The sequence below is a fragment of the Paenibacillus sp. 2TAF8 genome (assembly GCF_052114825.1).
GTDB lineage: Bacteria > Bacillota > Bacilli > Paenibacillales > Paenibacillaceae > Paenibacillus.
This window is the reverse complement of sequence record NZ_JBFRFN010000028.1, coordinates 34,813-47,587: the sequence shown is the minus strand read 5'-3', so window position 1 is coordinate 47,587 and position 12,775 is coordinate 34,813. Positions and strand designations below refer to the sequence as shown.

Annotated in this window: 13 protein-coding genes; all 13 read left to right on the top strand. The window is 41.8% G+C overall.

The window, feature by feature from the left end:
* Positions 1-81: 81 nt before the first annotated feature.
* Positions 82-600, top strand: a complete 519-nt coding sequence (locus AB4Z30_RS26475; RefSeq protein WP_441930418.1) for a hypothetical protein — start codon at positions 82-84, stop codon at positions 598-600.
* A 175-nt stretch (positions 601-775) separates the two neighbouring features.
* The gene (locus AB4Z30_RS26470; protein WP_441930417.1) at positions 776-1,813 is read left to right on the top strand and encodes a WXG100 family type VII secretion target; all 1,038 of its coding nucleotides are present in this window, start codon (positions 776-778) and stop codon (positions 1,811-1,813) included.
* 14 nt (positions 1,814-1,827) lie between these two features.
* Positions 1,828-2,325: a hypothetical protein gene (locus tag AB4Z30_RS26465; protein ID WP_441930416.1), complete on the top strand. Its 498-nt coding sequence runs from the start codon at positions 1,828-1,830 to the stop codon at positions 2,323-2,325.
* Between the two features lie 189 nt (positions 2,326-2,514).
* Entirely contained in the window at positions 2,515-2,841 is a 327-nt protein-coding gene (locus AB4Z30_RS26460) for a nucleoside triphosphate pyrophosphohydrolase (protein WP_441930415.1), read from the top strand.
* A complete protein-coding gene (locus AB4Z30_RS26455) occupies positions 2,825-5,269 on the top strand; it encodes a DEAD/DEAH box helicase family protein (RefSeq protein ID WP_441930414.1) in 2,445 nt (814 codons plus the stop codon). The genes AB4Z30_RS26460 and AB4Z30_RS26455 overlap by 17 nt, the downstream gene beginning before the upstream one ends.
* Before the next feature lie 160 nt (positions 5,270-5,429).
* Positions 5,430-5,741 (top strand): hypothetical protein, encoded by a 312-nt coding sequence (locus AB4Z30_RS26450; RefSeq protein ID WP_441930413.1) that lies wholly within the window; start codon positions 5,430-5,432, stop codon positions 5,739-5,741.
* Positions 5,742-5,758: 17 nt separating this feature from the next.
* Positions 5,759-6,400, top strand: a complete 642-nt coding sequence (locus tag AB4Z30_RS26445; RefSeq protein WP_441930412.1) for a hypothetical protein — start codon at positions 5,759-5,761, stop codon at positions 6,398-6,400.
* 57 nt (positions 6,401-6,457) lie between these two features.
* Positions 6,458-6,925, top strand: coding sequence for a hypothetical protein (locus AB4Z30_RS26440; protein WP_441930411.1), 468 nt, complete (start codon positions 6,458-6,460; stop codon positions 6,923-6,925).
* Positions 6,926-6,944: 19 nt separating this feature from the next.
* Entirely contained in the window at positions 6,945-7,274 is a 330-nt protein-coding gene (locus tag AB4Z30_RS26435) for a hypothetical protein (protein WP_441930410.1), read from the top strand.
* Between the two features lie 333 nt (positions 7,275-7,607).
* Complete coding sequence (locus AB4Z30_RS26430) at positions 7,608-7,985, top strand: hypothetical protein (protein WP_441930408.1); 378 nt, start codon at positions 7,608-7,610, stop codon at positions 7,983-7,985.
* Positions 7,986-8,062: 77 nt separating this feature from the next.
* The gene (locus tag AB4Z30_RS26425) at positions 8,063-8,563 is read left to right on the top strand and encodes a hypothetical protein (RefSeq protein ID WP_441930407.1); all 501 of its coding nucleotides are present in this window, start codon (positions 8,063-8,065) and stop codon (positions 8,561-8,563) included.
* A 307-nt stretch (positions 8,564-8,870) separates the two neighbouring features.
* Positions 8,871-10,769, top strand: a complete 1,899-nt coding sequence (locus AB4Z30_RS26420) for a dynamin family protein (RefSeq protein WP_441930406.1) — start codon at positions 8,871-8,873, stop codon at positions 10,767-10,769.
* 21 nt (positions 10,770-10,790) lie between these two features.
* On the top strand, positions 10,791-12,605 hold the full coding sequence (locus tag AB4Z30_RS26415) for a dynamin family protein (RefSeq protein WP_441930405.1): 1,815 nt from the start codon (positions 10,791-10,793) through the stop codon (positions 12,603-12,605).
* Positions 12,606-12,775 lie beyond the last annotated feature (170 nt).

Sequence of the window (12,775 nt, the reverse complement as noted above, 5' to 3'; positions counted from 1 at the left end):
AAGAATACAAAATAATAATTTGATTACTATGAGTATCATTTTGTTGTATAATATTGGTATTAACTCATTGGAGGGATGACAATGGCAAGAAATTGGTCCATTATCGAAGCACATTGTAATCACCAAGTAGATTTTACTCCACGTTTTCAAGGATCTTATGACTCTATACAATCTGAGTTCAAACATAATCCAGATGACTATAGACTGCATAATACAATGTTGGACTATCACCAACATTCGACATATCACATCAAACTTGCCAACATCATGCATAGTCACAATCAGTTCCAGGCTTGTCTGATCCTCTGCGATTGGGCACTAGCTTCCATGGTCAAGGCAATATATATCCAAAAATATCATGTAGTACATCCACCGAAGGAGCTTACCATGAATGAGATTTTGCCTATAGTGCATACAAATACTGAACCAGGATTGGATATTGCTTTGTTCATCGGTACAATTCAACATATATCCTCCATAGAAGAGTTTAACCAGAATCGGGCTCTACAACCAAACAACATCGAGAAGCTGCTTCAACGAACAGAAGAAATACTAGAGGAGTTAGAGAACCGACTGAAGAATGATATAGAGTTGAAATAAACTATTAATTGAATATGTTATGTAAAGTGGTCAGCTTTTTTGAAAATAGGACTCCAAGAGTACAGGTACTTAGTGAAAGCTTTTATAATAAGGGAAAATCAGGATATTGGACGGATGTATGTATCTTGTGCTTCTGCTAACATAGTTGAATCTTATATATTTCGGAGAGAACCCTATGAGTACAATTAAAGTAACACCAGAGCAACTACTACATGTATCCAAACAGATTGAGCAGGGAAGACAACAGTTGGAGTCCATACGAAGTGATTTGTCTGCGAGAATTGGCTTTATCGAATCTCAGTGGGCTGGAGCAACGCAAGAACGGTTTTTCTTCGACTTTCAGCAATCTCGTCCTGTACTGGATCGTGCACTGGAGAGTATGTTAAAGTCCTCTCAGGATCTCAAGGTCATTGCCGAGAGGTTCCAACAAGCCGATCAGGAACAGGTGAGCGTGGGGGCAGTTGCAGGGCAGATTGCTGCCGGCACAATGATGAATCGTGAAATAGGTATGCCCGAAAAGGAACGAAGAATGGTATATAATCCGTTGTTTGGTGCTTACATGCCTGCTAGTGAATCGGGAAATGGAATGACGGGACAAAAGGAACTCAGGGAATATTGGAAAAATGGTGGTTCTTATGAAGAAATGAGAACAGGGTCGAAGCAACCGGATTCTAGTGGTGGGGAAATATATGATGAACAAATTAAGGCATTTGAAGAAGGTCACCATCCGGTAACCGGAGCATCTATACCTGCGTGGCAAGCAGGAGTTTCTATCGCAAGTTTACAACTCGGTAAGATCGCGATGGCTTTTACGGGGATGTATAATAGGGGCTACAAGGTGCCGAAAGAGGGATTCAATCTTTTCCCAAAATCTAAAATGGAAAATCTTAATGTAAGGCATTCAGTATATGTGAATAAACATACTGTGTTAAGTTCTGCGACAGCTCCCAAGAAAGGTGGGGAGACTATCGTAGGACATGCCTTGCAGAAACATGCAGGGCGAAATCCTGATATATGGGGTAGAGTTCAGGGTGGACCGGATCAAATAAACGAAGTAGCTAAGAAACATTTACAAGATATACTGGATTCCTCAGGAGGATTTGATAAAGTTACAAATCATAGAGGTATAACATTTCTAGAAAAAAAATTACCTGATGGACGTGGAGTTAGACTTAATCAGGATAGATCATTTAAGGGATTTATTGATCAGTAACGGAGGCTGTGACTGTGGAAAATTTAGAGATTATCCTAATTGATTTTAGCAAAAGCAATCTGGATCAATTCATCAAAAAAGATTTGAATATTCAACCGGATCAAATTCGTAGCTCCCATTTTTACGATAATAACAGGGGAGAAGATACGGAATTTCAGGATATAACAAGCTTCGAGGAGATACTCTCTCCTAAGGGAACGGGCAACCTGTTTCTGTCTGACCTTAATTTGGGGCGAACCTTTCATGATGTGATGATTGTGTTTTCGTTTGATGAGCAATACGGAGATGTGACAATGAATTTTCCTGAAGAAGAGTTTTATAATGGAGGGAAATCGGAGACAACGTTAAGGGCTGAAGGATTAATACGATATATCTTTGATTTGATGGACAAGTACAAAATTAAAAAAGTTAGAGTCGGATATGAACCAGCTACGGACGATGACACATGCTTGGTAGAGATCAATAACGAAACAAAGAAGTTCAAAGACATTGTTACAAAATTATTGGGATAGTTTCATATAACCAGAAGTCCATTGCAACTCCTAAACGAGTAGCGATGGGCTTTTTTTTTTGCTTTTTATCCGCTCCCACCACTTTACAAAATCAACCGTTCACCATCCATGGCAAATGGTATAATGGCAAAAAGGGAGATTCTGGCGCACAGCTAGAAGGTTCTCACAGTAGAGAGGATGATATACCACATGCCTACATACAACAAATTGGTGCGGGACAAGATTCCGCATATTATCACATCCAGCGGTAAGGAGTGCCGGACGCGCATTCTGGACCCGGAGGAATACAAGCAAGAGTTAAGAACAAAGCTCAGTGAAGAGTTGGAAGAATACATGAGTGCAGGAAGTGATCAGGAAGCACTTGAAGAACTGGCTGATATGCTCGAAGTGATCCGGGCGCTGGCAGAGGTGCATGGAGCCAACGTTGCTCAACTGGACAAGCTGCGTGCCGATAAAGCCGAGGCGCGTGGAGGATTTCAGGAGAGAGTGTATCTGATCGATGTCGACGAAGCTTAATGTAAAACTGATTACCGACAATCTGGCCGATGAACTTATTACCCGGATGCAGCATGCGTCCGGGATTTATATTATGACTTCCTTTATGATGCAATCTGGAGTCAAGCTGCTTGCTCCGCATTTGAAGCGAGCGGCAGAACGTGGGGCAGAGGTGCGTATGCTCGCGGGAGATTATCTTTATATCACACAGCCAGAGGGATTACGGGCGCTTTGTGAAGTTGATTCACGAATCGAAGCAAGGCTTTGGCGAAGCATGGGTACTTCTTTTCACCCTAAAGCGTATCTGTTTGATCATGAACATGGAGAAGGCATGTTGATTGTCGGCTCATCCAACTTTTCATTTACAGCACTCAAGACGGGGTACGAGTGGAATCTGGCAATGAATGCGGAAGCAGAGCCATATACGTTTCAGTCGGCTTTGGAGAAGTTCATGCAGAGTTTCTATCACGAGACAACCTTGCCAGTAAACCCGGATTCCATCGCACTTTATGAAGAAGAGTACCGGTTGTACCACCAGAAGAACCCGGAGATGATCCAGCGGATCACCGAGATGGAGGAAGCGGAGTTTGGTACGAGAATACCAGAGGAGGAGACCGAACAAGAGTCTGCTGTCTTGTCTCTTTTGCCTATTCAGCCGCGATTTGCTCAGTTAGATGCGCTCGAAGCATTGAACGCCACGATGGAGGAGCAGTATGAAAGAGCCATGGTGGTGATGGCTACGGGACTTGGCAAAACCTATCTGGCTGGTTTTTTCTCCCAAAGATTTGAGCGGATTTTGTTTATAGCGCACCGGGAAGAGATTTTGAATCAGGCGAAAAAATCGTTCCAACAGATCATGCCAGAACGTAGTCATGGGATATTTAACGGTAAGCATAAGGATGGAGAGGCGGACTGTGTGTACGCTTCGATCTATACGCTGAGTTTGCAACGACATCGGGATGTGTTTGCGGCTGATGCCTTTGATCTGATCGTGGTGGATGAGTTTCATCATGCGGCGGCGAAGACGTATATGAAGGTCATTGAGTATTTCCGTCCACAGTTTTTACTGGGCATTACGGCAACCCCGGATCGACTGGATGGTAAGGATGTATATGCACTGTGTGACGGAAATGTCGCGTACCAGATGCATTTTATCGAAGCGATCCGGCGCGGGTGGCTGGCGCCATTCCAGTATTACGGTGTATTCGACGATACCGACTATTCCAAAATTCGCTTAATCGGCACCAAATATGATGAAGAACAGCTTATGTCCGTTCAGCTACAAGAGGAGCATGTGGAAACGATCTATGCGGCATGGATGCGGCACAAGCAGACGAGAACCATCGGTTTTTGTTCATCTATTCGTCAAGCAGATTACTTGGCTGCGTATTTCCGCAGTCAGGGGGTAAAGGTGCTTAGTCTGCATTCACGTACGTCGGAAATGTCTCGCGAGGAAGCCATCCGGCGGCTGGGTGCGGGAGAACTCGAAGTTGTGCTGACCGTAGATCTATTTAATGAAGGAACGGATATTCCAAGCGTAGATACGCTACTCTTCGTCCGTCCAACCGAGTCACTTACCGTATTCACCCAGCAGGTAGGCCGTGGGTTGAGGCTAGCGGAAGGAAAGTCACACTGTGTTATCATCGACCTGATCGGGAATTACCGCAATGCGGATATAAAGCTTAGCCTGCTGGACGTGCGTGGAGACGAGGAACGTAGTGGAAAAACGCTGGACTCGGCTATACCGGAAGTTCCGGACAACTGTGGTATTCATTTGGAAACCCGAGTAGTGAATCTACTTCAGGAGTTAAGCCGCAAGCGGATGCCACGCCGCGAGAAATTGCATCAGGATTTTCTGAATGTAAAACGAGAGCTCGGTCGCATCCCGACTTATCTGGAGCTTCATCTTATGAGTCAGTCTAAAAGCATTGGATACCGGAGCGAATTTGGCTCATATGTCGGTTTCCTGTACTGGGCAGAGTTATTATCCCAGGCTGAGGGAGAGATTTATGTTCGGCATGAGGCATGGCTGCGAGATGTCGAGAAGACGCTCATGAACAAAAGCTACAAAATGGTCGTGTTGCTCTACATGCTGGAGCGAGGCGAGATGCACTGGATGGAACCGATCACACCGGGTGAAATGGCTGAATTTTTCTATACGTACCTGACGGAAAAGGAGTATCGGAAACGAAAGGACTTCTCGGATAAAGGTAAGGTCGCACTCACGGAATGGAATGAGAAGACAGAAAATGAGATCGTGAAGCTAATTATTGACATGCCCATGTCCAAGTGGGGCGGAGTCAAGGGAAGTATGACGCGGTTCGAAAATGGCGTGTTCTCGCTGAATGTGGAAGTGCAGAATTCAGAGGAACGAGCAGTGTTATATCGCTGGACACGGGAAATATGTCAGTATCGGTTGCATGCGTATTTTGAACGAGGGAATCTCTAATTAGATATATTGATGAGATATAAGTGGCAGTGAAGCGGGGACAAAATGGGCTTCGTTGCTGCTTATGTTTTTATGATGAAAACGTAATTGAAAACTCATCTGAGTCATTATCTGAACAATTGCTCCGATAACTCTAGGCTCCCATTAAGGAGAGTACAACATGGTGGATTTCCTTAGAAAAGTAAATTCGTTAGTACAGAAGAGGGTGAACTTACATCCTGATGATCCGGCAATTCAGTTAATATGGCATGAATTGGTGAGTCTGTTAAAGAGTAACGAGGAAAGGGCGATAGCATTTTTAGAGCAAAGTAAGGAAACGGAATTGTATTGGTTATGTGAGATATTTGAGGATTTATCTGCCGAATTTCTGAGTCGAGCATTTATACATTGTCTACTAGAGCTGCAAAAGAAATATCCCGACCTGGATATGGAGCAAGATATCGAGTACGCGATTCAATCCATAGAAGAATAACGGATTGGAGTGAGAGGATGAGAGTACAGCTTAAAAATACAATAACATTACAAACCAACTTATCATTGGATCGAAGCTATATGGTATATGCAATAGAATCTACGGCTTCAGGAAATACGTACTATAGAATTGAAAATGATGCGAAGCAGATTGTTCCGTATGATTCGATGTTTTTTGATGTAGTTTCAGATAAGCTATATGGTGAATGGACGGTCTTAAACAAGTCTAATCAATCATCTGCCAGAGTTCCCGGAGAAATCGCTTATATCACATTTTGGGAAGAGCTTTATAATGATGATCCAAGGGCTCTACGCGCTTTCAGACAAGTTAAGGCCAGATTTTATCTCGCAGAATTAGAAGCGTTCGAAATTAGAGATATTCTGGAGAGTAACAACGAAGATGAGATTGACTTTGTTTTTAATATGTTAGTACGCGCGAAGTGTGACACGTTCATATACGAAGTAATTCAGTTCGCCAAAACAAGGCTGATAGAGCTGAAGCATAACTATTCAGAGGAAGATTTGTTGATAGCTGCATTCGAGTATTTGAGTTTATTCAAAGAAGAACATATCCATGCATTTTTTATAGAATACTTGACCAATATTGAACTTGGAAATGATAAACTAACCAAAATTGTGAGTAATTACTTTGCTTCATAACATAAATGGCAAGTGGATATAGGGGAAGTGGGAATCTGCTAGAGGTTGGTGGAGAGGATGTCAAAGAGTATTTATCTAAAAAACAAAGATGAGTTATTGCCACAGGAACTTATGGCTTATACATTGGCCAAATTAGGATCTTACGCATGGAGTAGGACAGAGATGTACAAACCGAATCGGATATATGAGCGTCCTGCTGGTTTTTATTTCAGATTTCACAATGCCGATCAGGTTTATGAACAATTAAAGCCATGTATTGAGGAGTTCAAAGGTAACTTGAAATGGATAATTCATGTAAGTCCTGTAACCAGACATCAAAATTATGTTGTTGAACCTGCTGATGTATACTATGCGAAACAAGCCGAGACATATCAGGTAAATATGGAGCTGCGGGATGTGCTTCAAGCGTCGTATAAGGACATATGTGAACTGGCGATTCAAGATATTCCTCTATTATGCAACCATATTGAGCAATGGTTTGAGCTGGAGCATAAACAACTCTATCCACCTACCATACCGAATTAGTGAGTAAGGGGAGATTCGTTTGTCACAAAGTGCAATTCGTTATAATCAGCGAACACGTTATATACAAGATGCTCAATTAGGTGCAGTGATTCAGTGTGTTTTTATAGTTGTAGATCAAAATGCCACGAAATTTTCTGACGAAATCGGGTGGTTATTGCATGCAATAGAGGAGTGGTGGAGTGATTTTGAAGAGTTGCCACCAGGACTAAAGGATATTGAATTAGATAAGTGGCTGACAACGGGACGCCGTAAAGAGATGTTTAACATATTGTTAGTTGGAGCTCTTGAACAATGTGATGAATCCTTAAAAGATGAAATATTCAAATGGATAGAGATATTGAGAGATTGATCTAACAACACGGAATTTCAGTCCAGGCCCTGTAACTTAACTATACAAGTTGAACTATTCTTTTACACAATAACGGAGAGGACAGAAAAAACCTGAAAAAGCGGAGCTAAAAGCTTTCTGAAAGAAAGCTAGCATCGGAAGCATACGCTTCGCCTTTATCACCGGATTTTCCACTTTGGAAAAGGGAATCCAAAAAATCTGGGGATAACCGCTACTCTCCAGGTTATTCTGTCATCGGAGTGGGCCGTGTAAAATCTTTAGTTCAACTTATATAGATTCATTCTGGACGTAATGATTTTTATTGCATTTTTACTGGCCAAAGGAGTTTTGGACATGGGAAAGTATGTATCTGTTAGAGGTTGGTTAGAGTGTGATGAGAATACAGTTAGCGAAGTGAAAAAGATAAGAGATGACTTCACAGCGAGTTATAATGAAGGTTTACTGGATAAAGAGAAATTGGAACTGTATCAGTCGGGCTGGACATTCCCGGAGAAGCAAATTAATTGGACAGCTTATGTATTTTATGGGGCAGATGTCAGAGAGTATCATCTTGATTTTATGAGGAAACAGCTTTCTGAGATGGCTAACATTCAAGATGTAATAGGATATTTTTTGATCGATGATCATGATGGAGATTATCATTTGTGCTGGCAGATATATGAGAATAAGATTGTTGAGAGTGAACAGCAGAATATCGTATTCAACAAATAAATAAGTTTAAATCAAAGGCCCACTTCAACTTCTAGTAGAGGAGTGATGGGCTGTTTTCGTTTGGAGGTAATGAAGGAATGACATCTGCTTTTGTATTAGTAGAAGAGAACAGTAATATACCGATAGATCGTTTGGTGAGAGATATACAACAAGCCTGTAGGGAAGCGAGATTACATATCGTTTCTGGAATACAAGATGTAGATTCAGAACAGAACTTGAAACATGGTGCCTTTGGTATTTCATTTTCAGAGCAACAAGCATCAGACCTTGATACGGTAAATAATTCGATTAGAGTCGATGTATATGATGAACCTGCTCCATATCAATACAGAGAATTGGAATGGAAAGAGGATGGGCGAGTATATTTTAACACGCTTATTATCGATGAGGTTTATCAAAATGAAGAGGTCACCCTAATCTTTCTGTATCATTTCCTCGCGAAACATCCACAGATGGTGGTTTGGATGGAGGAAGACCGAGTCTATACATTGTCTGATTTGGAGGAAGCTTTGAAGATTTCAAAGATGTACCCATTTACATTGAATCATCCTGATCTATTGTCGAGATGGATCAAGTGAACGATCTGTTTACATGCCTAAACCTGCTTGTTACTTCGTGAAATTAGACCTATAATGAAGTAGATTTTAAGTGGTTTAATAGTACTATTTTTGAGGGTAGTCTGGATTTGATACATATTGTTTGAGAAGATCGCCATCCATATTTTTAGAGGGATTCTGGAATTTAACCGGCTGTTCACTATATTGTGGGAGCCGTTTTTAGTTGTAGCATAAGTAAGCTCTCRAAATCAATTAAACATTGAGGGCGGCATGTCTTTCGAATAGAACTTTGAAATTATAGCTTATGAACAAGGGGATAGGATTAATCGTGACCAAGCAACAGTTAGTCTATTTTGAGCAAAAGCGGGATCAAGTTATTCAAGTTTTAGGAGAAATCAAAAGAGTTGCTGAGTTGTTGAATGTTTCTCCCATAGTGGACCTGTTGACCACTACGACGGATGATTTAAAGAATCAACGATTTAAGGTCGTAGTCGTCGGAGAGTTTTCGAGGGGGAAATCCACCTTTATTAATGGGTTGCTCGGAAAAAGAATTTTGCCATCTTCGCCGGTTCCTACCACGACGATACTGAACAAGATTGTATATGCTGAGGCGCCCACATATACTTTGGTATTTAGAGATGCTAATCGTATACCGGAGATCGTCAGCGAAGATGCATTCAAGGCCATTGTAGCACCTGATGAGCTGTTCGAAGAAGACGAAGATGCGATGATGATAAGGAATGAACAACTGGAACGGATTACGAATATTGCATATGCAGAAATTGGTTACCCAACGGAGATTTGCTGCCATGGAGTCGAAATAGTAGATACACCGGGAACCAATGATTTAGATGCTGCACGGGAAGAGATCACTTATCGCTTTATTCCTCAATCCGATGCTTCCATTATTCTGTTATCAGGTAAGATGCCTCTTGCACAAACAGAAATGAATTTCATCAGGGATCGGATTATCGCTTCGGATATAAAAAAACTGTTTTTTGTAATAAATTTCAAGGACGCACTGAAGACAGAGTCTGATCAAAACAAAGTCATACAGTATATCGATACGCATCTTCGAACTGTAGTGAGTAACCCGCGTATTTTTATGTTATCCGCCAAGCAAGCTTTATCTGCAAAACGACGTTTACAGGGCGAGACAGTAAAGGGTCAAGCGGTGCCGCTTGAAGAAACAGGATACCCTGAATTTGAGGTAGCTTTATCTAAGTTTCTTGCTGAGGAACAGGGGAAAATCAAGCTGCTGAAGCCTGCTGAACGAGGCATACGGATGGTCGAAGAATTGAAACGAAACCACATCCGTCTTTTAGTCGGTATGATGTCGTTAAATATGGAGCAACTTGAACAACAGCTAGCACAGATTCGTAGTGAACTGGAGCGAGCACGTGCGTCTAGCAACAAGACACTTAAGAGCTTGGAAATGAATCTAATGACATCGGGAATCAAACTACGCGAAGAATTCGTGAACAGTCTTCATGAGATTGCTAATAGTGCCGTTCAAACGATTACGAATTATCAGGGAGCATTAGATAATGACGAAATCGCTCGAGCTGTAGAAAACATCGTTGCCCCCTTGCAGACAGAATTGCAAGCCCGCCTCAAGGCACTTCAAACAAAATGGATCCAAGAAGAACTGGAGCGGGCGAACCGGAAGCTACTACACGAATGGGATGCTATTGAAACCAAGATCGTTGATTCATTGTCCTTCGGGGTAGATGTCTCCGGGGATGATTTACAACGATATCAAACCCAATATGATGAAAGTGAAATCGCCGTAAAGACGGGATTGGGATCATTAAGCATTTTTGGCTTGATTGCAACCTTCCATATTGCTATCCCGATTGCAGTTCCGGCTCTGTTTTTCGGTGGCTCCTTCCTGTACACATACTTTCAAAATAAGATGCGTGATCGTATGCTAGGAGAGGCGAGGGTATTGATCGAAAAGCGTTATCGAGATGGAATTCCTCTAGCGTCATCCTCTTTTGATGAACAATGGAGAAAGCTTACAGATCAAGTTGTGCAGTCATTCCAGGACGAGATGAATCTAAGGTTAGATTCCATGATTCAACGATTAGACCAGATCGAATATGAATATGGGACTGAAAAGTATACAGTAGAAGCGCGTAAACAAGAGCTTACGAGTTATCTGTCCGTATTGGAAAAGTGCGAGGAGATGCTTCAAGGTATTGCGGTAAATCTGGAAATCGAATAATCATAGAAAGGTGAGAAACATATGTATAACTATAATAAAGCGAAGCAGCAGCTTCTATATATGATTGAAGAAGTCATGAATCGACTTGAAATGGATTTACCAGAATCAACTCAAATTGAAAAAATGAAAACGCTCCATGCAGATATTCAGGCAGATTTCCACATGATCGTGGTATTAGGTGAATTTAAGCGTGGGAAGTCAACATTTGTGAACGCGCTATTAGGAGAAGAATTACTTCCTGTCGATGTAACACCAACAACCGCTACGATTAATGCTGTTTTCCATGGTTCCGAAAGAAAACTTAGTGTTTATCATGAGAATGGAACAGTCGAGGAGTCGGAATTAAGCTTTGGGGCGCTGAATCGTTTTTCGGTGGATGGCTCAGAAGATACCAATACCGTGAGATTTATTAAAATACAGCTGCCAGCCCCTATGCTTGGAGAACGGGGTGTCATTGTTGATACACCAGGAGTCAATGATATGAATCGTCAACGAATGGATGTGACGTTCCAATATATCCCTCGTGCTGATGCAGTTTTGTTTTTACTTGATGCTACTGCGCCTGTGAAACGTTCTGAATTTGAATTTATATCGGAGACGTTTGGAAAATATGGATTGGATCGGATCGTATTTATCGCAAATTTCTATGACCAAGTAGATGAAGAGGATCAGCATGATTTATTACGGCAAATTGAAACCCGCCTCAAGCCAGCGTTGAATGGAATGAAGCCACATGTCATTCCATTCTCAGCAAGAGAAGCTTTAACGGCACGTCTGGCGGGAGATCAGGATACTATAGAAACTTCAGGGTTCCATTATGTTTCGGAAGCAGTGCAAGATTTAATAGAACGTGGGAAGCAGTCGGACAGAAAGTTACTTCGTTACAAGCAGCGGATGCAATGGTGTCTCGCAACGATCCGGGTGGAATTAGACCAAGTACTGACGTTGAGACGGCAAGATATTGAAGAGATCATGCTGTATGTGGATGGTCTCGAATCGATTAAACATAAGCACGAAATAATTCGTCGCCAAATGATAGCTTATGTGGAAGATCGCCAGGTGGAGATCAAAACCATAGTACATAAATCGTTTAGCCATTTTGAGTTAAATGTGAAAGAAGATTTACATTACATGATCATGAGTTATAACGGTAGCGGTATGAAAGAATTCGTAGAAAATCAAATTCCGTTACTTTTGAAGAAAAGAATTAATCAATGGATTGAGCAGTATATGCCCGCTGTTGACAAACTGTTGCAAATGCTGGAGCGAGAGCTTGCGATCGGACTTGCGACGGAATTTAATACGAATATCTCTCGTCTTGCTATTCAAAAAAGGGGAGGAGCTATCCAGGTTGACGCGAAATTAGCGATTACTTCTGAAAATTTATTATCAACTCAAGTGATYGCAGGAGTAATTGCTGGAAGTGTAGGTGTGATTGCTTCGTTAATGGGGGGGATTGTATTTCTCCCTTTTGTCAGCTTGGCAGGTTTCCCGGTTCTTCAAAACATGATGGCCAAAAAACAACTGGAAAGCAATAAAGAAAAATTGTTACCAGAACTTGACGAGGCACTTCGACAAGTAGGTCTAGGTTTCCGGGCCGAACTTGACAAACAATTGGATCAGCTTACAACAGATATACAGGATGCTGCTATATTGCGATATGAAGAATTTGTTGAATTTATCCATGTACAGTTAGCGCGAGAAGTGCGGGAGCGACAGGACATCTCTACGGGTTTGGAACACGAAAGGTCCCGCTTTGAGCAGATGATCATCATGCTTGAAGATTGGGACAGACAAGTTGAAGCCATTCACATTATTGAACGGATAGGAGAATGACATAAGGAATGCCCATATCCATAGCTGGAATTTCAGGAATCATAGCATTAATTGTTCTTTTCCTTATTGTATTTGCATGGGTGCGCAGAGCAAGAACGAAGAAAGTTTCATCTACTAAGGCAGCTCAGGAAGCAGTACGATCAGAGTCTCAACCAAGAGAGCGTAGGCGG